General features: G+C 62.5%; 19 protein-coding genes and 1 pseudogene. 14 read left to right on the top strand and 6 right to left on the bottom strand.

All coding sequences use genetic code 11. From position 1 onward, the window contains the following. Positions 1 to 53: 53 nt before the first annotated feature. The 5 genes from N0Q91_RS27785 to N0Q91_RS27805 all read left to right on the top strand — a co-directional run bounded on the left by N0Q91_RS27785 (position 54) and on the right by N0Q91_RS27805 (position 6,728). Positions 54 to 2,183 (top strand): hydantoinase/oxoprolinase family protein, encoded by a 2,130-nt coding sequence (locus tag N0Q91_RS27785; protein ID WP_275598769.1) that lies wholly within the window; start codon positions 54 to 56, stop codon positions 2,181 to 2,183. Between the two features lie 17 nt (positions 2,184 to 2,200). Next, positions 2,201 to 4,393, top strand: coding sequence for a hydantoinase B/oxoprolinase family protein (locus N0Q91_RS27790; protein ID WP_275598770.1), 2,193 nt, complete (start codon positions 2,201 to 2,203; stop codon positions 4,391 to 4,393). A gap of 3 nt (positions 4,394 to 4,396) precedes the next feature. Next, positions 4,397 to 4,894, top strand: a complete 498-nt coding sequence (locus N0Q91_RS27795) for an acetone carboxylase subunit gamma (RefSeq protein ID WP_275598771.1) — start codon at positions 4,397 to 4,399, stop codon at positions 4,892 to 4,894. After that, a complete protein-coding gene (locus tag N0Q91_RS27800; protein ID WP_275598772.1) occupies positions 4,891 to 5,721 on the top strand; it encodes an SDR family NAD(P)-dependent oxidoreductase in 831 nt (276 codons plus the stop codon). The genes N0Q91_RS27795 and N0Q91_RS27800 overlap by 4 nt, the downstream gene beginning before the upstream one ends. Before the next feature lie 68 nt (positions 5,722 to 5,789). After that, positions 5,790 to 6,728 carry a choline ABC transporter substrate-binding protein gene (locus N0Q91_RS27805; RefSeq protein WP_275599744.1) on the top strand — a complete coding sequence of 313 codons (939 nt, stop codon included), beginning with the start codon at positions 5,790 to 5,792 and terminating at the stop codon, positions 6,726 to 6,728. 167 nt (positions 6,729 to 6,895) lie between these two features. On the opposite strand, the gene N0Q91_RS27810 is transcribed toward N0Q91_RS27805, so the two are convergent. Both N0Q91_RS27810 and N0Q91_RS27815 read right to left on the bottom strand, forming a co-directional pair. Next, positions 6,896 to 7,369 (bottom strand): DUF2269 family protein, encoded by a 474-nt coding sequence (locus tag N0Q91_RS27810; protein ID WP_275598773.1) that lies wholly within the window; start codon positions 7,367 to 7,369, stop codon positions 6,896 to 6,898. Further along, entirely contained in the window at positions 7,369 to 8,658 is a 1,290-nt protein-coding gene (locus N0Q91_RS27815; protein WP_275598774.1) for an SDR family oxidoreductase, read from the bottom strand. The genes N0Q91_RS27810 and N0Q91_RS27815 overlap by 1 nt, the downstream gene beginning before the upstream one ends. A gap of 367 nt (positions 8,659 to 9,025) precedes the next feature. Between N0Q91_RS27815 and ugpB the strand changes: the two genes are divergently transcribed. The 5 genes from ugpB to N0Q91_RS27840 all read left to right on the top strand — a co-directional run bounded on the left by ugpB (position 9,026) and on the right by N0Q91_RS27840 (position 13,973). Continuing rightward, positions 9,026 to 10,318: a sn-glycerol-3-phosphate ABC transporter substrate-binding protein UgpB gene (gene ugpB, locus N0Q91_RS27820; protein ID WP_018098460.1), complete on the top strand. Its 1,293-nt coding sequence runs from the start codon at positions 9,026 to 9,028 to the stop codon at positions 10,316 to 10,318. Between the two features lie 116 nt (positions 10,319 to 10,434). Continuing rightward, a complete protein-coding gene (gene ugpA, locus N0Q91_RS27825) occupies positions 10,435 to 11,316 on the top strand; it encodes a sn-glycerol-3-phosphate ABC transporter permease UgpA (RefSeq protein WP_018098461.1) in 882 nt (293 codons plus the stop codon). Between the two features lie 8 nt (positions 11,317 to 11,324). Continuing rightward, positions 11,325 to 12,173: a sn-glycerol-3-phosphate ABC transporter permease UgpE gene (gene ugpE / locus N0Q91_RS27830; protein ID WP_018098462.1), complete on the top strand. Its 849-nt coding sequence runs from the start codon at positions 11,325 to 11,327 to the stop codon at positions 12,171 to 12,173. Then, complete coding sequence (locus tag N0Q91_RS27835; protein ID WP_275598775.1) at positions 12,173 to 13,222, top strand: sn-glycerol-3-phosphate import ATP-binding protein UgpC; 1,050 nt, start codon at positions 12,173 to 12,175, stop codon at positions 13,220 to 13,222. The genes ugpE and N0Q91_RS27835 overlap by 1 nt, the downstream gene beginning before the upstream one ends. Before the next feature lie 124 nt (positions 13,223 to 13,346). Further along, a complete protein-coding gene (locus tag N0Q91_RS27840; protein ID WP_275598776.1) occupies positions 13,347 to 13,973 on the top strand; it encodes a glutathione S-transferase family protein in 627 nt (208 codons plus the stop codon). A 109-nt stretch (positions 13,974 to 14,082) separates the two neighbouring features. Here the strand turns inward: N0Q91_RS27840 and N0Q91_RS27845 are convergent, their stop codons facing one another. From N0Q91_RS27845 to N0Q91_RS27860, 4 genes and pseudogenes are all read right to left on the bottom strand, one after another. Further along, complete coding sequence (locus N0Q91_RS27845) at positions 14,083 to 15,156, bottom strand: alcohol dehydrogenase family protein (RefSeq protein WP_275598777.1); 1,074 nt, start codon at positions 15,154 to 15,156, stop codon at positions 14,083 to 14,085. Positions 15,157 to 15,167: 11 nt separating this feature from the next. Beyond that, the gene (locus N0Q91_RS27850; RefSeq protein WP_275598778.1) at positions 15,168 to 16,544 is read right to left on the bottom strand and encodes an aspartate aminotransferase family protein; all 1,377 of its coding nucleotides are present in this window, start codon (positions 16,542 to 16,544) and stop codon (positions 15,168 to 15,170) included. 120 nt (positions 16,545 to 16,664) lie between these two features. Next, positions 16,665 to 18,161: pseudogene (locus N0Q91_RS27855) on the bottom strand (NAD-dependent succinate-semialdehyde dehydrogenase). A gap of 157 nt (positions 18,162 to 18,318) precedes the next feature. Further along, positions 18,319 to 18,813 carry an Lrp/AsnC family transcriptional regulator gene (locus N0Q91_RS27860; RefSeq protein WP_100672351.1) on the bottom strand — a complete coding sequence of 165 codons (495 nt, stop codon included), beginning with the start codon at positions 18,811 to 18,813 and terminating at the stop codon, positions 18,319 to 18,321. 104 nt (positions 18,814 to 18,917) lie between these two features. Between N0Q91_RS27860 and ehuR the strand changes: the two genes are divergently transcribed. The 4 genes from ehuR to ehuC all read left to right on the top strand — a co-directional run bounded on the left by ehuR (position 18,918) and on the right by ehuC (position 22,932). Further along, positions 18,918 to 20,303, top strand: coding sequence for a MocR-like ectoine utilization transcription factor EhuR (gene ehuR / locus N0Q91_RS27865; RefSeq protein ID WP_275598779.1), 1,386 nt, complete (start codon positions 18,918 to 18,920; stop codon positions 20,301 to 20,303). 170 nt (positions 20,304 to 20,473) lie between these two features. Next, positions 20,474 to 21,259, top strand: coding sequence for an ectoine/hydroxyectoine ABC transporter ATP-binding protein EhuA (gene ehuA / locus N0Q91_RS27870; RefSeq protein ID WP_018098470.1), 786 nt, complete (start codon positions 20,474 to 20,476; stop codon positions 21,257 to 21,259). A gap of 58 nt (positions 21,260 to 21,317) precedes the next feature. Beyond that, on the top strand, positions 21,318 to 22,169 hold the full coding sequence (gene ehuB / locus N0Q91_RS27875) for an ectoine/hydroxyectoine ABC transporter substrate-binding protein EhuB (RefSeq protein ID WP_275598780.1): 852 nt from the start codon (positions 21,318 to 21,320) through the stop codon (positions 22,167 to 22,169). 103 nt (positions 22,170 to 22,272) lie between these two features. Next, positions 22,273 to 22,932, top strand: a complete 660-nt coding sequence (gene ehuC / locus N0Q91_RS27880; RefSeq protein WP_003525889.1) for an ectoine/hydroxyectoine ABC transporter permease subunit EhuC — start codon at positions 22,273 to 22,275, stop codon at positions 22,930 to 22,932. Position 22,933 lies beyond the last annotated feature (1 nt).

The following is a 22,933-nucleotide window of genomic DNA, read 5'->3' on the forward strand; positions in this document are numbered from 1 at the left end:
CCGAAAATTCCCACCTAGGTTTCCTCCATCAGCAAAGCCATGGAGGTAAGACCTTGGAAAACCCAATCGTGATCGGCATCGACGCGGGCGGCACGATGACCGACACCATCCTTGTCGATCAAAACGGGCACTTCAAGATCGGCAAGGCCGCGACCACGCCGAAAAACGAGGCCGAAGGCTTCATTTCGTCCGCTGTCGATGCGGCGGACGCCTGGGGTATCTCCCTCGACAGTCTTTTTTCCGGTCTCGACGTGGTGCTCTATTCCGGTACCGGCATGCTCAACACCTTGCTCTCCCGCACCGGTCGTAAACTTGGCCTGATCACCACCAAAGGCATGGAGGACATGGTGCTGATGGGCCGCGGCCTGCAGGCCTGGGCGGATTATTCCTATGCCGACCGGCTCCATGCGGTCACCCACGCCCACCCCGATCCGCTGGTGCCGCGCCGCCGCACCCATGGCGTTACCGAACGCATCGACCATTTCGGCGATATCGTGCTGCCGCTTTACGAGCACGAGGTAACGGCCGCGGCCCGTGCGCTGATCCGCGACAAGGTCGACGCGATCTGCATCATGACGATCTTCAGCCACGTCAATCCGGTGCATGAGAAGCGCATCGCCGAGATCTGCCGCGAGGAGGTTGCCGCCGCCGGTGTCGAGATCAATGTCTATACCAGCCACGAGGTGCGCCCGGTGATCCGGGAACAGTCGCGGCTGAACTCGGTGCTGATCGAAGCCTATGCGACGTCGCGCGGCCGCCAGCAGCTCAAGGGAATCGAGGAGGCCTCGCACAAATACGGCTTCAAATACGGCGTGCAGACGCTGCTCTCTTTCGGAGGCTTGACGTCGATCAACCATCCGCGCCTCCACGAGACGATGATTTCCGGGCCGATCGGCGGCATTCTCGGGGCAGCCTATGTCGGCAAGCTCATAGGCAATGACTCGCTGATCTGCTCGGACATGGGGGGAACCTCCTTCGACATGGGCGTCATCTCGCGCGGCCAGACCCGCATCGAGAACGAGCCGCTGATGGACCGCTTCAAGCTCAATGTGCCGACACTCCATCTCGACACGATAGGGGCGGGTGCCGGCATGATCCTCAAGGTCGACCCGCTGACCAGGAAGGTGTCGCTCGGACCTGAAAGCGCCGGCGCAGATCCCGGTCCGATCTGCTTCGCGAAGGGCGGCACGGAGCCGACCATCGCAGATTGCGATGCGATCCTCGGCCGGTTGAACCCGTATTACTTCCTCGGGGGCAAGGTGGTGCTCGAGGTCGAGAAGGCACGCGCGGCCTTCAAGGAAAAATGCGCGGACGTGCTCGGGGTCGGTGTAGAGGAAGCGGCTGAAGGCATGATCGAGATGCTGGAGCAGGACGCCAATAACGCGCTGCGACGCGTTATCTCGGGCCAGGGCATCCATCCTTCCGAGTTCACGCTTCTTTCCTACGGCGGCTCGGGCCCGCTGCATCTTGCCGGCTGCTCGAGGGGCATCGGCTTCAAGGACATCATCACGTTCCAGTTCGCCGCCGCTTTCTCCGCCTTCGGCTGTACGACGGCCGATTATATGCGCCGGCATTCGGTGTCGACCCAGATCGATATCGGCGCCCGCGCCTCGGACGACAGGCTCGCTGCAGCCGGCGCGCAGGTCACCCGGGTGTGGCAAGACCTCGAAAAGGCCGCCGTCGACGAGATGCTGACCGACGGCCATGCGCGGGAAAAGATCAGGACCGTCCCCTTCTTCATGGCCCGTTACACCGGCCAGCTGGAGGACGTCGAAGTGATTGCGCCGCTTGCGTCCATCAACGGCCCCGACGACATGCGCGCGGTGCTGGCGCAGTTCGAAGAGGTCTATGCCAAGGCCAATCACCGCGTTTCGAAATACGGCGAGGCGGGCTTCTCCCTGATGGAACTCGGCGTCATCGCCACTGCCGAAAAGATCAAGCCGGTGCTTGTCAGGCGGCCTCTCGGGAGCGCCGATCCGCAATCCGCCCACAAGGGCGTGCGCGAAGCCTATATCGGCGGCCGCTGGCACAGGGCAGATCTCTACGAGATGGATCTGCTTGAGCCCGGCCACGAGGTGATCGGCCCCGCAATCATCGAGCACCCGGCAACGACGCTGGTGGTGCATCCGAACGATCGCGTCTTTATCGATGAATGGACGCTGCTTCATTACAACCATGCCTGAGCTGAAGGATGACAGACATGCTGGACAAAACGGCAAATCCCCTGCAGCGGCGGCTGCTCGAATCCGAACGGCTGATGGAGGAGACCGGCTGCTATGACGGCATCACCGAACTTCGGCTGCGCAGGCAGGATCCGCTGAAATTCGAGACCCTGCACACGAAGCTGCGCGCCTATTGCGTCTCGGCCAGGGAAATGGCCCGTCGCATCTCCGCCTCGCCGGGAGTGCGGGAAGTCGGCGAAATGGTGGTGGCGATCTACACGCCGGAGGGCGACGCGATCGCGCTTTCGAACGGCATCATGGTGCATGTGCACACGATGAGCCGCTTCATCAAGTGGATGATCAGAAACGGCTACGAGCAGAATCCATGCATCCGCGACGGCGACATCTTCGCCAATAACGACGCCTTCATCGGGACGGTGCAGGTGCCCGACGTCATGGACGTGGTGCCGATCTTCCACGAGGGCACGCTGGTCGGCTGGGCGGGCGCCGTCTGCCATGAACTCGAGGCGGGTGGCATCACGCCCGGCGGCGATGTGTGTCTTGCGCAGGAACGCTTCACCGAGGGGCTTTTCGTCTGTGCCGAAAAGATCGGCGAGAATGACGAGATCCGCCGGGATTACGTAATCCGTTGCGAGCGCAATCTGCGCATGCCTATCTACTGGGTGCTGGACGAAAAAGCCAAGGTCGCCGCCTGCATCGACATGCGCGAGAGCGTAAAGCAGCTCATCGACGAGGTCGGCCTCGAATATTGGCAGCGGCTTTCCAAGGAATTCATCGAAGAGGGCAGAAGAGCACAGCTTGCCCGCACACGGCAGTTGACCGTGCCCGGCATCTATCGCGGCCACACCTTCTACGGTCACGTGACCGAGGGCAAGCCGGGTTTTCAGCCGCTCGCCGACCCGAACTGGCTCTACAATATCCCGATCGAGATGGAGATCACCAGCGAGGGCAAGATCAGGCTCGACTTCGACGGCACGCAGCCCTGGGGCTATCACTCGATGAACTGCACCCCGGCCGGCATGGACGGCGGCATGTTCGTGACGCTCACCCAGCACATGAACTTCGAGGGGCTCGTCAATGACGGCGCCTGGATGGCGACCGAGATCAATATTCCCCACGGCACCTGGACCAACCCGGACAACGAGATGGCGGCGACAGCCACCTCCTGGGCCTTGCTGCTCCCGGCTTACGGCGTGTTCCAGCGGCTGCTCTCACGCGGTTTCATCGCCCGGGGCTTTGTCGAAGAAGCTTTTGTCGGTCAGGTGAATTCCCCGATGATCGAGATGGGAGGCACCAGCCAATACGGCACGGGCTTCGGCATGGCCCATTTCGAATGCGCAGCCGCGGGCTCCGGAGCGCTGGCGATCAAAGACGGGCTCGACACCGCCTATGTCGGCTGGAACCCCGAATCCGACATGGGCAATATCGAGATCTGGGAACAGAACATGCCGATGGTCTATATCGGCCGCTCGATCGTGCCGAATTCCGGCGGTGCTGGAAAGTACCGCGGCGGCTGCGCCTTCATCTCGACCTGGCTCATCAACAAGACCGATCACCTGCGCCTCGTGACGTCGGAGCATTCCTCGCGCGTGTTCGACAATGGCGGCCTGTGCGGCGGCTATCCGGCACCGACCTGCGAGAAACATCACGCGGTCAGGAACTCCGATATTCACGAGCGCGCCGAACGCCGGGAGCCGCTCGCGCATGCGCCGGGCACCGACCCGCTGGTCTCGGATTTCGAGCGCACCTACAAAGGCGAGCAGGTCTGGGAGGAGGGTCCCTACATCACCCGGCCCCACAAGGCCGGCGACATTTTCAGCCATGCCTATAATGGCGGCGGCGGCTTCGGCGACGTGTTGGAACGCGACCCGATCAAGACGGCATGGGACGTGGAAAACGGCTTCCTGACGCGCGAAGCCGCCGAGAAGGTATTCGGCATCATCCTCAAGGAGGATGCCGAAGGTTATCCGCAGGCCGACATCGACGCGACCGTCGCCCGCCGCGCGGAACTGCGCAAGAAGCGGCTGAAGCAAGCCATTCCGGTATCGGAATGGATCGCCAGGGAGCAACGGCGAGTGGAGGCTTCGGACTTCGCGCCGGAAGTCGCCAAAATGTACCGGAGCGCGATGAAGCTCTCGCCGCGCTTTTCCAGAGATTTCAAGGAATTCTGGGGCCTTGCCTCCGATTTCGTTATCGCCGGGGAGAATTGAGCCATGACCGAATATTCGAAGGAAGTCATCAACGACCTCGTCAACGGCACGCTCCCCTGGGCGCAGACGCGGCGGATCATGAGCGGCTATAAGGACGACGACCGCTTCTTCAAATATCTGGCCGTGCTGCAGGACCGCGTTGTCTGGAGCGATCCGATCCTGCTCCCGGTCGGCGACCGGCTCTTCATCTGCGACAGCGCCGACGGTCGGGTCACCCGCTGCGAATGCGGCCACTCCTTCGGGGACTACCGCAGGAACTGGAAGCTGAACGCGGTGATCAACGTGCGCGACACCGAGGAGAGCTTGCGGGAAATCTACCCGAACAGCGATATCCCGGATCCGAAATGGATGGAGATCCGCGAGTTCTTCTGCCCCGAATGTGCGCATCTGCACGAAGTCGAAGCGGCGGCCCCCGGCTATCCGATCGTCCATGATTTCGAGCCGGACTTGGAAGGCTTCTATCGCGAATGGCTCGGCAAGCCTTTGAAGGATCTGTCATGACGGGCAGGCTCAAAGGCCGCAGCGCGGTCATCACCGGCGGATTGACGGGGCAGGGGCTGGCCATTGCGGAGGCGCTCGCTGCCGAGGGCGCCAACGTCGCCGTCGGCTCCTTCGTCCGCGAGGCGGCCGAGCGGCAGAGCGATGCCGCGGCCTATCCCGATCCGCAGGAGATCGTCGAGGTCCGGAAGCGGCTTGCCGTTGGCGGCACGGCTGTTTACGCCGGCCATCTGGACGTTCGCGACAGCGAGGGGATCGAGCTATTCGTGTCGGCGGCGGAAGCCGCATGCGGCCCGGCCGACATTCTCGTCAATGCCGCAGGGACGACCGCCGAGCAGCCGGTGTCGGGCCATTCCGACGAATTATGGTTGAAGATCATCGACACCAATCTGAACGGCGCATTCCGAATGACGCGCCGGCTGCTGCCCGGGATGATCGGGCGCAAATGGGGCCGCATCATCAATATAGGTTCGACGGCTGCCACGGTCGGCTGGAAGGACAACCCGGCCTATTGCGCCTCGAAGGCGGGGCTCCTCGGCCTCACCCGCTGCGTAGCCCTCGAAGGGGCGCCGCATGGCGTGACCTGCGTGATGATCAGCCCGACCTGGGTTGAAACGGAACTGATGCGCCGCAACGTTCAGCAGGTCGTCGAAAGGGAGGGCAGGGGGCGGACGATAGAGGAGGCGATGTCGGATATCGCCGCCCAGAACCCGCAGAACCGCATCATTCAGCCCGACGAGATAGCGGCCCTGGCCGCCTTTCTCTGCGGCGAGGGCGCCAGGGGCATCACCATGGAGAACATACAGATCACGGGCGGCGCACTTTGGTGAGCCGCCTTTCTGGTCTTTTGACGTGAGTTTCGCAGTGCATACAGAACCTAAGAAGAGGGAACATGACAATGCTGAAACAGATCACTGCAATGACCGCCGGGCTGCTCATGACGATCGGCGTCGCCGCTGCCGCTGAGCCGGAGAGCTGCAAGACCGTCCGTTTCTCCGATGTCGGCTGGACCGACATCACGTCGACGACGGCTGTCGCCTCGACCATTCTCGAAGCGCTCGGCTACGCGCCGCAGAGCAAGCTCCTATCTATCCCCGTCACCTATGCGAGCATGAAGAACAAGGACATCGACGTCTATCTCGGGGATTGGCAGCCGAGCATGGAAGCCGACCGCAAGCCGTTCCTGGAGGACAAGTCGATCGAAGTGATCGGTCCGAACCTCACCGGCGCGAAATATACGTTCGCCGTACCGAAATACGTCGCCGATGCAGGCGTCAAGGACATTTCCGACCTCCAGAAGTTCTCCGACAGATTCGGCCGCAAGATCTACGGGATCGAGCCCGGCAACAACGGCAACCGCATGATCCTCGACATGATCGAAAAGGGCGACTTCGGGCTGACCGGCTGGGAGCTCGTGGAGTCATCCGAGCAGGGCATGCTCGCCGAGGTCGAAAGAGCGACAAAGGACGACCAGTGGATCGTCTTTCTCGGATGGGCTCCGCATCCGATGAACTCGCGCTACCAGATCGATTACCTTTCGGGCGCGGACGCCTATTTCGGGCCGAACTACGGCGGTGCCGATATCTATACCAACATCCGGGCGGGTTATGCGCAGGAATGCCCGAATGTCGCGAAATTCGTGACGAACCTGCGCTTCACCCTGGAGATGGAAAACGAGATCATGAACGGGATATTGAACGACGGCAAAGACCCGAAGGAAGCCGCTGCCGATTGGCTGAAGGCTCATCCCGAGGCAGTCGCTCCGTGGCTTGAAGGGGTGACGACGTTTAACGGAGCACCGGCAAAGGAAGCGGTTGAAAGCGCGTTGAAAAGCTAGGCTCCAGTGAGGAACTCACGACCTGTTCGTCGCGGGCGGTGCGTCCGGACCAGGCGACAGGAGAGGACCCGATCACTTTGCCGGCGGCCACGGTCGAAAACACATTTTCCAATCGGCGGGAGAACCGCGAGGGCTCCGGTTCAGATCTGGTCAACCCGCCCTCGATACTACCAGTCGAGTATCGGCCGCGTGATCATGAGCCAGAAGATTGCGACGACGGCGCCGAAGGCCGGGAAGCCGAAGGCGAACCATAGGCGGAAAAGTTGATGATAGCGCTTCGGCAGCGGCTCGCCGGACTTGCGTGCCGTTTCGGCGAGCCGGCGCATTTCCATCTGCATCCACACCACCGGCAGCCAGAATGCACCTGTGATCACGTAGAGGAGAAGCGAGAGCAGGATCCATCCTTCCGTGAGCGAATAGCCGACGTTCCAGGCAAGGGCGATCCCCGTGACGGGCTGCAACACCACGGCGGTGGCGGTGAAAAGAAAATCGGCGACGACGACCATGCGGGCCACGGCCGCGACCGTTTCCGTGCGGCCGGTCCGATGCGCCAGAAGCATGAAGAACGCGATCCCGGCGCCTGTGCCGAGGAGGACGGAGGCGCCGATGAGGTGCAGGAACTTGAGAACGAAGTACAGCATCAACGCTCCTCCAGGATTGCGAGGGCAGCGAGATGCAGTACCAGGATGGGCCAGATCTTCAGAAGCGGCCCAAGCGGCTCGTTCCACAATTCCGGGAGCAGGACCGTTCCGGCGATGGCGTAGAAAAGCGACAGGCCGACCGCGCCATAAAGGCCGATGCGGCTGGTGCGGCGAAACGCAATTGCCATGCCGATCAGGATATCGGCGAGGGCTCCGGCGATGACGCTCGGCCCGGCAAGAACGCCGGCGCCTCCCCGTTCCATCAGATCAACGCCGATCTCGTACCCCGATGTGAGCGAGATGACGCCCGTCGTGATCCAGAAGAGCGGCAGGACGACGAAGATGACGGGCTTGAGCAGATAGAGCTTGGCGAACCAGCGCTCCTGGACGGAGACCGGCGTTCTCGCCAGTGCGTCTGCGAGCGCCACCGGTTCTATCCCGGTCGTCTCGGCCCACGCCCGGACGTCGCCGACGGCGCCGCGCACGATCTCCTTCTGCGCGGTGCTCCGGGTCGGCGGTCGCCAGCCCAGTGCCCCGGCGATATCGCTGAGCTTGTAGGTGAGGTTCGCGAGCGGCGTTGGCATGTTCACGACGCGAGCGGCGGGCCATCCGAACCAGCGCCTGTAGGCGCCTACCACGTCTTTGAACGAGAGGGCCTCGGGTCCCGCGACCTCGAGGATAAGCCGCGAAGGAGCATTCCGGTCGACGAATATCTCGACCGTGCGCACTACGTCTTCAAGGCGCACGACCTGAAGCAAGCCGGTATTCGGCATGACCGGCAGCCAGGGCAGAGCGGCGAGGCCCCTGAAAAGAGCGCTGGCGCCGTAGGCTCCAGGGCCGAGCACAACGGATGGGCGCAGGATGATCCAGTCGAGATCGCATGCCATCAGCGCTTCGTCGCCCTGAAGCTTGGTGCGTGAAAAGGGCGACGGCTGGGCCCTGTCGACCCCCATTGCCGAAAAGTGGATGACGCGGCGCACCCCCGCCTGCTCGCAGGCTTTAAAGAGGGAGGCGGGACCGCGGGCATGGACTGCCGTCGTATCCTCTCCCGGACCGTCCTGGAGCGTTCCCGCGCAGTTTACCACGGCGTCGATACCTGAGAGATGCGGCAGCCAGTCCTCAGGGCCGACGGACCGAAGGTCGAGTTCAAGGGCCCTGCCGGCCGTGCGGGGGCTTGGTGCCGAGCCGGGCCGGACCACGCGGACGATCTCGCTTCCGCGGCCATGGAGCCCCGCGCACACGGCGGAGCCGATCAGGCCGGAGGCGCCGACCACAAGCACTCTCGTCATTCGTCCTCACAATCTTCCCGGGCGGGCCGCTATTCGCACTCGGCTATGTCCGACGCCAAACAATTGCGGCAAGGAAGATGTTCCTTTTGACTTGACCTGCGCTTTTTATGCGGCACTCTCCCGGTGGAAGAGTCTTAAGACCCTCTCCGCGAGGGCTCTCGACAATGGCCAGCTCTGCTCTATTTGGATCGAGGCGGTGCTGGATGCGAAAAGGTGGCTGTAGCACTTTGATTTACTGCATGTTTTTGTCTTGGAATCATCGGGATTCAAGGGAAGACGCAGTGGAGAGGAAGACGAGTGGTTCGCTTGACATCGGGAGTGTCTGCGAGCGTCTCGGGTGTGGTTGAGTACAAGGGAGGAGAATATTATGCGGTTGATTTCCATTTCCACGACCATTGCCTTCGGTTTCGCTTTTCAGGCGCAGGCCGCCACGGAACTGCAGTGGTGGCACGCAATGACGGGTGCGAACAACGAAATGATCGAGGAACTCACCAAGGAGTTCAACGAGAGCCAGAGCACCTACAAGGTGGTGCCTGTGTTCAAGGGCACCTATCCCGAGACGCTGAATGCCGGGATCGCGGCTTTCCGGTCGAAGCAGCCGCCGGCGATCATTCAGGTGTTCGATGCCGGCAGCGGCACGATGATGGCCGCCGAGGGTGCGATCGTGCCGGCAGCGGAGATCCTCCAGAAGGGCGGCTTCACCTTCGACAAGTCGCAATATCTGCCCGGGATCGTCGCTTATTATTCGAAGCCGGACGGAACCATGCTGTCCTTTCCGTACAACTCCTCCTCGCCAATCCTTTATTACAACAAGGACGCTTTTCAGAAGGCGGGCCTGAACGTCGACAACCCGCCGAAGACCTGGCCGGAAGTCTTCGAAGCGGCGAAGAAGATCAAGACGAGCGGTGCGGCGCCTTGCGGAATGACGTCGACCTGGTTGACGTGGATCCAGACGGAGAACTTCGCGGCCTGGAACAACGTGCCCTACGGAACCAATGAAAACGGCCTCGGCGGCACCGACGTGAAGCTGCAGATCAATGCGCCGCTTTACGTGGAGCATTTCCAGGCCATTGCGGATCTCGCCAAGGAGGGCGCCTTCCGCTATGGCGGGCGCACCTCGGAGGCCAAGCAACTCTTCACCTCAGGTGAATGTGCCATCCTGACGGAGTCTTCGGGCGGTCTCGGCGACATCGCCAAGAGCGGCGTGAACTACGGTATCGGTCAACTCCCCTATTACGAGGGTCACGGTCCGCAGAACACGATCCCCGGCGGAGCGAGCCTCTGGGTATTCGCCGGCAAGTCCGACGAGGAATACAAGGGCGTAGCGGAGTTCTTCAACTTCCTTTCTCAGACCGAGATTCAGGCCAAGCTGCACCAGGTCTCGGGCTATATGCCGGTCACGATGGCCGCCTACGAGGAAACGAAGAAGTCGGGCTTCTACGAGAAGAACCCCGGGCGCGAAACGCCGCTCCTGCAGATGATGGGCAAGGCGCCGACCGAAAACTCGAAGGGCGTCCGGCTGGTCAACCTGCCCCAGGTTCGGGACATCCTCAACGAGGAGTTCGAAGCGATGCTGTCCGGGCAACAGGATGCCAAGACGGCCCTCGACAAGGCGGTCGAGCGCGGCGACGCCGCAATCGCAGCAGCAATCAGCAATTGATCGAAGCAGGTGCCCGGCGCCGTCGTTCGACGGCGTCGTGCTTTCTGCGGTCATGCCACCCTGACGTGATCTCGGGCCGATCCGGCCCCAGATCATCGTGATCCAGGAGATTGCTCGTGCAGCGTGTCGTCTTTCCGAATAAAATCCTCCCTTATCTGCTCGTCGCTCCGCAGATCGTGTTGACGATCGTCTTCTTCTTCTGGCCGGCAAGCCAGGCGCTCTACCAATCGGTGATCCGTGAAGACCCGTTCGGCCTCAAAAGCGGCTTCGTCGGATTTGCAAACTTCAGCGCCGTGCTTTCGGAGGCGAATTATCTCAACTCGCTGAAGGTCACGGTGATCTTCAGCATTCTCACCGCGCTGCTGGCGATGGGCGTCGCCCTGCTTCTCGCCACGGCCGCCGACCGTGTCGTGCGCGGCAAGACCTTCTATCGCACCCTGCTGATCTGGCCCTATGCCGTGGCACCGGCCGTCGCGGGCATGCTGTGGCTCTTCATGTTCAATCCGGCAATGGGCACCTTCGCCTACATGCTGAGGCGCAACGGCATTCATTGGGATCCGTTGCTGAACGGCAATCACGCCATGATCCTGATCGTCGTTGCCGCGGCCTGGAAACAGATCAGCTACAATTTTCTCTTCTTCGTCGCCGGGCTCCAGGCCATACCCAAGTCGCTCATCGAAGCGGCGGCGATCGACGGAGCGCGCGGCACCCGGCGTTTCTGGACGATCATCTTCCCGCTGCTGGCGCCGACGACCTTTTTCCTGCTGGTGGTCAACACCGTCTACGCCTTCTTCGATACGTTCGGCATCATCCACTCGGTGACGGGCGGCGGGCCGGCGAGGGCGACGGAAACGCTGGTCTACAAGGTCTATAACGACGGCTTCGTCAATCTGAACCTCGGCTCGTCCGCGGCCCAGTCCGTGATCCTCATGGCGATCGTCATAGGCCTTACCGCCTTTCAGTTCCGGTTCGTCGAAAGGCGTGTCCACTATGGTTGAAATCGCCAATGATTGAAAAACGCCCCATATCCAACCTGATCGGGCACCTGATGCTGATCATCGGCATCATCATCGTGGTCTTCCCGATCTATTACACCTTCGTCGCCTCGAGCATGAGTTCGGTCGAGATCATCCGGCCGCCGATGCCGCTCGTTCCCGGCACGCGGCTTGCCGAGAATTATGGCGAAGCGCTTTCCGGTGGCGTCGAACGCGTGGTCGGCGTCAGCCTTGAACGCTTGCTGTTCAACACATTCGTGGTGGCGATCGCGATCGCCGTCGGCAAGATCGTCATTTCCTTCCTCTCGGCCTTCGCCATCGTATTCTTCCGCTTCCCGCTGCGCATGGCCTTCTTCTGGATGATCTTCATCACGCTGATGCTCCCGGTGGAAGTGCGGATCCTGCCGACCTACAAGGTGATCGTCGATCTCGGGCTGATCGACACCTATGCGGGGCTGACGCTTCCCCTGATGGCCTCGGCGACGGCCACCTTTCTTTTCCGGCAGTTCTTTCTCACCATACCGGGCGAGCTCGTTGAAGCGGCCCGCATCGACAATGCCGGGCCGTTCCGCTTCATGCGGGATATTCTGCTGCCGCTTTCAAAGACGAATATCGCGGCACTTTTCGTGATCCTCTTCATCTACGGCTGGACGCAATATCTCTGGCCGCTGCTGGTCACGAATGACAGCCGGATGAACACGATCATCATCGCCCTGAGAAAGATGGTCGATTTCACGGATGCGTCGACCCCGTGGAACTACGTCATGGTGACCGCCATCCTCGCGATCATCCCGCCTGTCGCTGTGGTCGTCCTGATGCAGCGCTGGTTCGTCAAGGGCCTCGTCGAAACGGAGAAGTAATGGCAACGATCACTCTCAAGGATGTCCACAAGACCTATCACGGCGACATCGCCGCGATCCGCGGCGTTTCGCTTGCGATTGCCGACGGCGAATTCATCGTGCTCGTCGGCCCTTCCGGCTGCGGAAAATCGACACTGCTGAGGATGATCGCGGGGCTCGAGAGCATCACGTCAGGCGAGATCTCCATCGGCGACCGCGTCGTCAACGGGCTGGAGCCATCCGAGCGCGACATTGCGATGGTCTTTCAGAACTACGCGCTCTATCCGCATATGACGGTGCGTCAGAATCTCAGCTATGGCCTGAAGAACCGCAACACGCCGAAGGAAGAAATCGAACGCCGGATAGCCAAGGCGGCGAAGTCCTTGGAGATAGAGCCCTTCCTGGATCGAAAGCCCCGTCAGCTTTCAGGCGGGCAGCGCCAGCGCGTGGCCATGGGGCGCGCCATCGTCCGGGAGCCTGCGGCCTTCCTGTTCGACGAGCCGCTCTCGAACCTCGACGCCAAACTCAGGGTCCAGATGCGTGTCGAAATCAAGCGCCTTCAACGGGCGCTAGGCACGACCAGCGTCTACGTCACCCACGATCAGCTTGAAGCGATGACGCTCGCCGACCGCCTGGTGGTTTTGAATGGGGGCAGGATCGAGCAGGTCGGTACGCCGATCGAGCTGTACGAGAAGCCGGCGACGGCTTTCGTCGCAACTTTCATCGGCTCGCCGTCGATGAACCTTCTCGATGTCGATACCGGCAATGCTGCCTGGTCCGCTCCGGCGGCGCTCGTCGGGAAGCCGGGGCTTGCGACAATTGGGATCCGACCTGAGGACATTACCCTCGCCGGTGCCACGGACGCCGGCGACCGCTTCAGAGCCCGCGTGCGCGTCGGCGCCGTGGAACTCGTCGGCGCGGAAAGCTATGTGCACGGTACCCTGGCGAACGGCGAGCCGCTCGTCTTCAGGGTCGCCGGCCGTTCCCGCATAGCCATTGACGAGGAGGTCGAAGTCGCCGCGGCGCCGGAAAGCCTGCATTGGTTCGACGCCGCCGGGCGGCGTTCATAGCGCGAAAGGGGTAAGGGCGCGCCCCGCTCGCCAGGTTTTTTGCAATCCCTTGTCGGCACGACCTTTCCTCCGACGTCCTTGTGGGTAGCCATGTCGACGATGGCGAAAAATCAGGAGACCCGAGATGTTGAAATTATATGGATTAGGTCCGACGCGCTCGCTTCGCGCGCTTTGGGCGCTTCAGGAACTGGATGCGGAGTTCGAGTTCGTGCGCGTCAACATTCTGGCCGGCGAGAACCTTCACCCGGATTTCCTGCGCCTCAACCCGGCGGGCAAGCTTCCGGTGCTGGTCGACGGCGACTTCGTCCTCACGGAATCCGCCGCGATCGTCATGTATCTGGCGGAAAAGTATGGTGACAAAGGGCTTATGCCAGCGGACCTGAAGGAAAGGGCGCAGGCATATCGATGGTCTCTGTTCGCGGTTACCGAACTCGAACAGCCGCTATGGCGGATAGCCAAGCACACATTTCTTTATCCCGAAGACAAGCGCCTGCCTGAAGATATCGCTCTCGCCAGAGAGGAGTTCGCGGCCATGGCAGCAGTGCTTGACCGGCACATGGACGGGCGCGCGTTCATCGTCGGCGACAACATAACCGTGGCCGACTGCGTCACAGCCTATGTCCTGGACTGGGGCAACGAAAACGGGCTGATCGACAGCTTTCCAAATCTAAAAGCATATCTGGAACGGATGTATGCGCGTCCCAGGGCGCCGCAGCGCATTGCGGAGGCCGTTGCGAGCCTCCAGAACTAGAACGGGATCAGGAATGATCCAGAGCGCTGATCCCCTCTGCCCTGCCGGCCACCGGCAGGGCAGAGGCGGGCGTACTTGGTCGGCTCTGCCGCTCCGCGCCGTTGTGCCCTTAATCAGGCACGACGACGAGCTTGCCGACGAAGTTCTTCGCCATGAAGTCCGTCTGTGCCCGATGGAATTCCGATAGCGGATAGACGCCGCCGACGAGCGGCCGGATCTTTCTCTCCTCGATATAACCGACGAGGCGGCGGAAATCGGCGCGGCTGCCCTGGCTCGATCCGTGCAGCTCCAACTGCTTCAGATACATCGTCCTGAGATCGAGCTGCACGACCGGCCCGGCGATTGCGCCGGCGGTGGTGTAGCGGCCTTCCGGGCGCAGGATCTTCAGGAGGTCGTTGAAGAGGGGACCGCCGACGAGATCGGCGACCACATCGATCGGCCGGCCGCCGCTTGCCGCCTCCACCGCTTCGGCGAGGTCGCCTTGACCGCGGGTGACGACGGCCTGCGCGCCGATGTCGAGCATCGCCGCTTCCTTGCCCGGACCGGCAACGGCGATCGGAACGGCGCCACGCGCGCGGGCGAGCTGGACGATCGCGGAGCCGACGCCACCCGAGGCGCCGGTCACGAGCACGGTTTCGCCGGCGGCAAGCCGCGCCCGTTCCAGCATTCGCTCGCCGGTGAGATAGGCGCAGCAGAAGGTGGCGAGCTCGACATCGGTCAGGTCGGTCGCGACCACATGGGCGTTTTCGGCCGGAAGCGCCATATATTCGGCATAGCCGCCATCGCGGCCATGACCCATGTAATCGATGTCGGCAAGACTGTCGTCGTCGCGGTTGTAGATCGAGAAATCGACCATGACGCGTTCGCCGATGCGCGCCCGGTCGACGCCTTCGCCGACGGCAACGATATGGCCGACCGTGTCCGTACCCTGAATGCGCGGGAAGGTCAGGGTGTTGCCGTGGCGGCGCCAGGTCGAGACGGCGGACGGATCGTCCTCCGTCCCATAGGCGCCTTCGCGCACCCAGACGTCGGTATTGTTCATGCCGCAGGCAGTGACCTTGATCAGCACCTCGCCCGCAGCCGGAGCCGGGACGGGTACGTCCCGGCTGTAGACCAGCTTCTCCAAGCCGCCGTGCCCCGTCAGGAGCACCGCGGTCATGGTCTTCGGAACAGAATGCATCATACGCATTTTCCTCAGCGGCCGAGTACGGACTGGATGGCTTCGGCTGCCGCCTTGACGACGATGTCGGCTTCGTCTCGCGTCAGGCAGAGCGGCGGCGCGAAGCCGAGAATGTCGCCCTGCGGCATGGCGCGGCCGATGACGCCGCGTTCGAGGAGCGCTGCCGCGACCTGCGGTCCGACCTTGCGGCCCGGATCGAAGAAGGCGCGATCATCGCGGTCCTCGACGAACTCGATCGCCGCCATCAGGCCGTCGCCGCGCACTTCGCCGACATGGCGATGATCGCCCACGGCCTTTTCCAGTTCGGTCCGGAAATAGGCACCCGTCGAACCGGCATTCTCAACGATGCCGAGTTCGTCGATCAGTTCCAGGTTCGCGATGCCGGCGGCAGCGCAGATCGGATGGGCCGAATAGGTCCAGCCATGGCCGATGGCGCCGAGCTCGTCCGAGCCCTTCACCAGCACCTGCCAGAGCTTGTCGGAGACGATCGTGCCGGAAAGCGGCGCATAGGCGGAGGTCAGCCCCTTGGCGATGGTGATCAGGTCCGGCTTGATGCCGTAATGGTCGGAACCGAACATGGTGCCGAGACGGCCGAAGCCGGTGACCACCTCGTCGGCCACTAGCAGGATATCGTATTTCTGGAGGACGGCCTGGATCTTCTCCCAATAGCCCTTCGGCGGCGGCACGATGCCACCGGTGCCGAGGATCGGCTCGCCGATGAAGGCGGCAACGGTGTCGGGACCTTCGGCGAGGATCATCTCTTCCAGCTTGTCTGCGCAATACTGCGAGAATTGCTCTTCGCCCATCGAGCGATCGGGACGGCGGAAGTAGTAGGGCGCTTCCGTGTGCAGGATCGGCGCCCGCGGCAGGTCGAAGGCGTTGTGGAAGAGATGAAGGCCGGTCAGTGAGCCGGTCATCACGCCCGAGCCGTGATAGCCGCGCCAACGCGAAATGATCTTCTTCTTCTCCGGGCGGCCGAGAATGTTGTTGTAGTACCAGATCAGCTTGATGTTGGTCTCGTTGGCGTCGGAGCCCGAAAGTCCGAAATAGACGCGGCTCATGCCTTCCGGCGCCCGGTCGATGATCATCTTGGAAAGCCGGATCGACGCTTCGGTGCCGTGGCCCACATAGGAATGGTAGTAGGCGAGGTTCTTAGCCTGTTCGGCAATCGCGTCGGCGATCTTCTGGCGGCCGTAGCCGACATTGACGCAATAGAGGCCGGCAAAGGCATCGAGGCTGCGCTTGCCGGATATATCGGTGATGTAGACGCCTTCGCCGCCGCCAATCACGCGGGTCGGGGTTTCGCCGCGCGCATGCATCCCCATATGGGTCGAGGGATGGAAGAAGTGGTCGCGGTCCCAGGCGGTGAGTTCGTTGCTTCTTTCGAGCATGGTCTTTCCTTTCATGAAATCCGGAGCATTTCGGCCGAACCGCGAAAACGCCCTATCCTGTTGTTTTTACCCAATTCCGGACGCAAAATCGCTACGCAGTTTTGCTGGAAACAGCCCAGGTCAGGCAGCGGTGTCGATGCAGAGATATTTGAGCTCGGTGAAGGCCTCCATGCCATGGCGGGAGCCTTCCCGGCCGAGGCCCGATTGTTTCCAGCCGCCGAAGGGGATCGGGCCGCCGGTGATCTTCACCCGATTGATTGCCACCATACCGTATTCGAGGGCGCGGGCGAGCCGCATCTGGCGGGCGCCGTTTTCGGTTACGACATAGGCAACGAGCCCGTATTCCGTGTCGTTCGCCCGCGCGACCACTTCGTCTTCGCTGTCGAAGGCGGTTACGGCCGCCACGGGGCCGAAGGTCTCATCGCGCATGATGAGCGCGTCGTCGGGCACATCCGTTAGAAGGGTGGGCTGGAAAAAGAGCGGCCCGGCGGCGTGGCGCTTGCCGCCGACGGCAAGCCTGGCGCCCAGCTTCACTGCGTCCGCGACCTGTTCCTCGACCTTGGCGACGGCGCGTTCGTGCATCAGCGGACCGATATCCGTGTTTGGCTCCATCCCGGAGCCGACTTTCAGGCCGGAAATTCGTGCGGCAAAAGCTTCCTGGAATGCCTTGAGAACAGGCCGCTCGACGTAAATCCGATTGGCGGCAAGGCAATCTTGTCCAGATGTCGCGAACTTCGCGGCGATCGCAATATCGGCGGCTTTTTCGACATTCGCGTCCGCAAAGACGATCAGGGGGCGTGCCCGCCGAGCTCCATTACCAGCCGCTTCATCGTCGGCGCACATTGGGAGGCGATCAGGCGGCCGATCTCGGTAGAGCCGGTGAAGCTCATGGCGCGTACCCGTGCGTCTTCGCACATTCGTCCGACGATCGTTGCGGCTTTGCCGGTGACGACATTGAATACGCCTGCGGGAAGACCGGCGCGCTCGCCGAGCTCGGCCAGGGCGAGCGCCGAAAGAGGGGTTTCGGAGGAAGGATGCGCCACCACGGTGCAGCCTGCGGCAAGGGCGGCGGCCGCCTTCCGGGTGATCATCGCGGAAGGGAAGTTCCAGGGCGTGACGATGCCGACGACGCCGAGTGCTTCGCGACGCACGATCATTTCGGCCCCGGCAAGATGGCTCGTCACGCTTTCGGCATTGAGGCGTTTGCCTTCCTCGGCATACCACTCGATGAAGGATGCCGCGTAATCGATCTCGCCGCGCGAACTCGGCAAGCGGCTTGCCCTGTTCAAGGGTCATCAACAAGGCGAGGTCATCGCGGGCTTCGAGCATCAGGTCGTGCCATTTGCGCAGGATGGCGGCGCGCGCCTGCGGCAGCATGTTGCGCCAGGACCTGAATGCCTTTTCCGCCGCGTCGATCGCCTCGGAGGTTTGGGCAGCGTCGAGCGAGGCGACGAAGGCGAGGGCGGCGCCGCTGGCCGGGTCGCTCACCTCCAGGCATGTGCCGTCCCGGCCGGCAACCCAGCGGCCGCCGACATAGGCCAGCTCCCGCAGCAATTGCCGGTCGTTCAGGTTTTTCAACGCGTCGTGAAAGGCTGTGCGCGCAAAGACGGCGGTCATATCGGTTCTCCTCGACTGTTGCGGGAAGAGTGCCATGCTTGTCGAGATAGATTGTCCAATCGGCGGTGGCGGAGGAGAGAGTTTGACCAAAGTGCGGGCAATGGGGAGAGAGATTGTCTATGCGGCGTGGCGGTGGGGTGGCTACACCCGCTGCCGACTATTCCTGCCCTGCCGGCGCGTGCGGTAGCAGCGAGCCGAACGGCAGCACCGTTTCTTCCTTTACCGTCTTCGTGACGATGTAGGTGAAATAGCGGTCGATGCCGAGTTCGCGTTCGAGCAGGCCGTCGACCAGCCGTTGATAGGCATCGATGTCCGCGGTCATGACCTTGAGGATATAGTCGACCCCGCCGCCGACCGACCAGCAGGCGACGATCTCGGGGATCGCGGCGATGGCGCGCTCGAACCGGTCGAAATCGGCCTGGCGGTGATTGCCGAGCGTCACCTCCATCATGACGCTGGCGACCGGCGCCACCCGGCGCAGCGCAACGCGGGCGTGATAGCCGGTGACGATGCCGGCTTTCTCCAGCTTTCTGAGCCGCATCCAGCAGGGCGTCGGCGACAGGCCGGCCTTCTCGGCCAGCGCCAGCTTGGTGATACGCCCGTCGGCCTGGATCGCTTCGAGGATCCGCAGATCGATCGCATCGAGCTTCATAAAGAGGTCCTTCCGTCGGTGTTGGTCACGTCAAAGCCGGGAAATGACATTGGGTGCTCACTTTTACATTGTCAATTGAGCTGATTTTGATCACTGTTCAAATCATGACAAATTGGACGCCCGACACGACACTTCTGCGCCGCCCCGCCTATCTCTCTCTGGCGGACCAGTTCGCCCGCGCCATCCAGGAGGGGAGGCTCCAGAACGGCACGCGGCTGCCGACGCATCGCAAGCTCGCCGACGATCTGAAGCTCTCGGTGCAGACGGTGAGTCGCGCCTATGACGAGCTCATACGGCGCGGCTTGATCTCCGGCGAGGTCGGACGCGGCAGCTTCGTACAGACGCGGCCGCGCGAGCCGGAGCCGCCCTATCTGCCGGAACGCCTTGGCGAATTGATCGATCTTTCGATCTTGAAGCCCGTCTGCGAGCAGTACCATCTGGAAAAGATGCGGCAGGGTTTTGCCTGGCTTGCCGAGAACCTGCCGCCGAGTTCCGCGCTTTCCTTCCGCCCGAACATGGTGTTCCCGCGTCACCGCAATGTCGCGGCCGAATGGCTCTTGCGCTGCGGGCTCGATGTTTCGCCGCTCAACATCAACCTGACGAACGGCGCCACCTCGGCCATGACGGTGGCGCTGATGAGTGTGGCACCGCCCGGTTCGACGGTCGCGACGGAGGCCGTCAGCCATCATACGCTCGTGCCGCTTTCGACCTATCTCGGCATCCACCTTCAGGGTCTCGCGATAGACCGCGACGGCATGATCCCGGATGCGCTGGACGAAGCCTGCCGCAAGGGCGTGATCCGCGCGGTCTTTCTGCAGCCCTCGGTCATCAACCCGACCGCGACCCTGATGAGCGCCGAGCGGCGGGCAGCGCTGGCGGAGGTGGCGCGCCGGCATGACATCGCCATCATAGAGAACGACATTCTCGGACCCTTGGTGGAAGAACGCCTGCCCCCGGTCGCCGCACTGGCGCCCGAGCGCACGCTCTATGTGACGAGCTTCACCAAGATCACCGTGCCGGGACTCAGGATCGGCTATCTGGTGGCGCCTGACCGCTACGTGGCCGCCGTCGCCAACCGGCATCTGGTTTCCAACTGGATGGCGACCCCCGCGATTGCAGAGATCGCAACGCAATGGGTGAGCGACGGAACGGCGATCGAGCTGGTGAACTGGCAGCGCCGGGCGCTCGCCGCTCGCCATGCGATCGCCAAGGAAGTTCTGGCAAGCCTTGCCCATCACACCCATCCGCAGAGCCTGCATGTCTGGCTGACGCTGCCCGAGGGGCACCAGGAGGATGCCTTCGTTTCCCAGGCGCGCTTGCGCGGCGTGGCGATCGCGCCGGGCGCGTCCTTCCGAACGGCTGACAGCGGCTGGCGTCCGGCGGTCAGGATATCGCTCGGCTCGACGACCGAGCTGGAGCTGAGGTCCGGGCTCGGCATCGTCGCCTCTCTGGCGCTCGGTGAGCCCGAGGCGCTGCTCCTCGTCATTTGAGGCGAATGCTCAGCTTTTGAGCATGTTTCAAATAATTGTCATGATATTATTATTCAGATTGACATGATTTTGGAACCGGATCATCGTTAGGACATTAACGCATGGCGCCCAGAAGTATGCAGCGGTCTGGAGCGACGTCATGCGCTTCAGTCTCAAAGGGAGAGGCGTGAATGTCCCAGCCGATCATTCGCATCGACAACATCGTCAAGCGATACGGTTCCCTCACCGTGCTCGACGGCCTGTCGATGGAGGTGATGCCGGGCGAGAAGCTGGCTCTCATCGGGCCGTCCGGTTCGGGTAAGACGACCATCCTCCGCATTCTGATGACGCTCGAGACCATCAGCGACGGCTTCATCCAGGTCGACGGCGAGCATCTCTATCACATGAAGAAGGCCGGCAACCTCGTCCCTGCCGACGAGCGGCATCTTCATAAGATGCGCGAGAAGATCGGCATGGTCTTCCAGCACTTCAACCTGTTTCCTCATAAATGCGTTCTCGACAACGTTACGCTGGCGCCGATGCTGACCAAGGGCATGGCGCGCGCTGCGGCGGAAAAGCGCGCGATGGAACTGCTCGACATGGTGGGCTTGGCCGATAAGGCCAAGAGCATGCCGGCACAGCTTTCCGGCGGGCAGAAGCAGCGTGTTGCGATCGCCCGGGCGTTGGCGCTCTCACCCAAGATCATGCTTTTCGACGAGGTCACCTCCGCGCTCGATCCCGAGCTCGTGGAGGAAGTCCTGAACGTCATGCGCAAGCTCGCATCCGAGACGGACATGACCATGCTGCTCGTCACCCACGAGATGGGCTTTGCTCATGATTTCGCAGACCGGGTGCTTTTCTTCGACCGCGGCAAGATCGTGGAGGAGGGAAAACCCGAGGACATTTTCCGGCATCCCAAGCAGGAGCGCACACAGACTTTCCTGCGCAAGATCATTGCGGCAGGGCACCGCGTCTAAGCCTTACGGCCGACATTGCCTCAAGGAAAACATCGAGAGAACAGAGGAGTTGGGAACGATGAAACTGAGAGATATCATGCTAATGGCGGCAGGCGCCACCGCGTTGATGGCAGTTGCTGCGGCGACGCCAGCCGCCGCGGACGAGAACAAGCTCGAGGAGTTGAAAGAGCAGGGCTTCGCGCGCATCGCCATCGCCAACGAGCCGCCCTTTACCGCCGTCGGAGCCGACGGCAAGGTCTCCGGTGCAGCACCGGATGTCGCCCGCGAGATCTTCAAGCGGCTCGGCGTTGCCGACGTCGTCGCCTCCATTTCCGAATACGGCGCGATGATCCCGGGCCTGCAGGCCGGGCGCCATGACGCAATCACCGCCGGTCTGTTCATGAAGCCGGAACGCTGCGCCGCCGTCGCCTATTCGCAGCCGATCCTCTGCGACGCCGAGGCCTTCGCGCTGAAAAAAGGCAACCCGCTCGGACTTAAGAGCTACAAGGACATCGCCGACAATCCGGACGCCAAGATCGGCGCACCGGGGGGCGGTACCGAGGAGAAGCTGGCGCTCGAAGCCGGCGTGCCGCGCGACCGCGTCATCGTGGTTCCGGATGGCCAGAGCGGATTGAAGATGTTGCAGGACGGCCGCATCGACGTCTACTCGCTGCCGGTCCTTTCGATAAACGATCTCGTCTCCAAGGCGAACGACCCGAACGTCGAGGTGCTGGCCCCCGTCGAGGGTGCGCCGGTCTATTGCGACGGCGCCGCCTTCAGAAAGGGCGACGAGGCGCTCCGCGACGCCTTCGATGTCGAGCTCGCCAAGCTGAAGGAGTCGGGCGAATTCGCGAAGATCATCGAGCCCTATGGCTTCTCGGCCAAGGCTGCGATGTCGACCACCCGCGAAAAGCTCTGCGCCGCGAAATAAGCCCCGGGCTGGGGCTTCCCGCCGCCTTCCGTTCGCACAATGCGGAGGAAGGCGGTGTGGGCGGCGACGACCAAGCCGAAACTCTGACTGGAACAACGAAACGATGATCGACTGGTCCGGCTATATCGGATTGATCCTGCAGGGCGCCTGGGTGACCGTGCAACTGACCCTCATGGGTTCCGCGCTCGCCGTCGTGGTTGCCTTCGCTGCCGGCCTCGGGCGCCTCAGCCGGTTCATGGCCGTGCGCGCGCTTGCCACGACTTATATCGAATTCTTCCGCGGCACTTCCATTTTCGTGCAGCTCTTCTGGGTCTATTTCGTATTGCCGTTCGCCGGCATAACGCTGACGCCGCTGCAGGCGGGCGTCCTCGCGCTCGGCCTCAATGTCGGCGCCTATGGAGCGGAGGTCGTGCGGGGCGCGGTAAAGGCGATCGGCCGCGAGCAGCGCGAGGCCTGCATCGCGCTCAACCTCACGCGGTTCCAGGCGATGCGCCACATCGTCCTGCCCCAGGCGCTGCCCCTGATGCTGCCGACCTTCGGCAATAACGCCATCGAGCTCCTGAAGGGAACGGCGGTCGTGTCGCTGATCTCGCTCAGCGACATGACGTTTCAGGCCCAGGTGGTCCGCGCCCAGACCGGCAGCACGCTGATCCCGTTCGCGACCATCCTGCTGCTTTATTTCGTCATGGCCTGGCTGATCTCGCTCGGCATGCGGTGGCTCGAGAGGCGCGTTTCGCGCGGCCTCGACGGTGTGAGGGTCTGAC

This window comes from Sinorhizobium prairiense (assembly GCF_029201645.2).
Lineage (GTDB): Bacteria > Pseudomonadota > Alphaproteobacteria > Rhizobiales > Rhizobiaceae > Sinorhizobium > Sinorhizobium meliloti_A.

What these genes read in the sequence shown, in the direction of transcription:
- N0Q91_RS27790 (WP_275598770.1), top strand. Translation starts at nt 2,201, where the DNA reads ATGCTGGACAAAACGGCAAATCCCCTGCAGCGGCGGCTGCTCGAATCC.
- N0Q91_RS27795 (WP_275598771.1), top strand. Translation starts at nt 4,397, where the DNA reads ATGACCGAATATTCGAAGGAAGTCATCAACGACCTCGTCAACGGCACG.
- N0Q91_RS27800 (WP_275598772.1), top strand. Translation starts at nt 4,891, where the DNA reads ATGACGGGCAGGCTCAAAGGCCGCAGCGCGGTCATCACCGGCGGATTG.
- N0Q91_RS27805 (WP_275599744.1), top strand. Translation starts at nt 5,790, where the DNA reads ATGCTGAAACAGATCACTGCAATGACCGCCGGGCTGCTCATGACGATC.
- N0Q91_RS27810 (WP_275598773.1), bottom strand. Translation starts at nt 7,369, where the DNA reads ATGCTGTACTTCGTTCTCAAGTTCCTGCACCTCATCGGCGCCTCCGTC.
- N0Q91_RS27815 (WP_275598774.1), bottom strand. Translation starts at nt 8,658, where the DNA reads ATGACGAGAGTGCTTGTGGTCGGCGCCTCCGGCCTGATCGGCTCCGCC.
- ugpB (WP_018098460.1), top strand. Translation starts at nt 9,026, where the DNA reads ATGCGGTTGATTTCCATTTCCACGACCATTGCCTTCGGTTTCGCTTTT.
- ugpE (WP_018098462.1), top strand. Translation starts at nt 11,325, where the DNA reads ATGATTGAAAAACGCCCCATATCCAACCTGATCGGGCACCTGATGCTG.
- N0Q91_RS27835 (WP_275598775.1), top strand. Translation starts at nt 12,173, where the DNA reads ATGGCAACGATCACTCTCAAGGATGTCCACAAGACCTATCACGGCGAC.
- N0Q91_RS27840 (WP_275598776.1), top strand. Translation starts at nt 13,347, where the DNA reads ATGTTGAAATTATATGGATTAGGTCCGACGCGCTCGCTTCGCGCGCTT.
- N0Q91_RS27845 (WP_275598777.1), bottom strand. Translation starts at nt 15,156, where the DNA reads ATGATGCATTCTGTTCCGAAGACCATGACCGCGGTGCTCCTGACGGGG.
- N0Q91_RS27850 (WP_275598778.1), bottom strand. Translation starts at nt 16,544, where the DNA reads ATGCTCGAAAGAAGCAACGAACTCACCGCCTGGGACCGCGACCACTTC.
- N0Q91_RS27860 (WP_100672351.1), bottom strand. Translation starts at nt 18,813, where the DNA reads ATGAAGCTCGATGCGATCGATCTGCGGATCCTCGAAGCGATCCAGGCC.
- ehuR (WP_275598779.1), top strand. Translation starts at nt 18,918, where the DNA reads ATGACAAATTGGACGCCCGACACGACACTTCTGCGCCGCCCCGCCTAT.
- ehuA (WP_018098470.1), top strand. Translation starts at nt 20,474, where the DNA reads ATGTCCCAGCCGATCATTCGCATCGACAACATCGTCAAGCGATACGGT.
- ehuB (WP_275598780.1), top strand. Translation starts at nt 21,318, where the DNA reads ATGAAACTGAGAGATATCATGCTAATGGCGGCAGGCGCCACCGCGTTG.
- ehuC (WP_003525889.1), top strand. Translation starts at nt 22,273, where the DNA reads ATGATCGACTGGTCCGGCTATATCGGATTGATCCTGCAGGGCGCCTGG.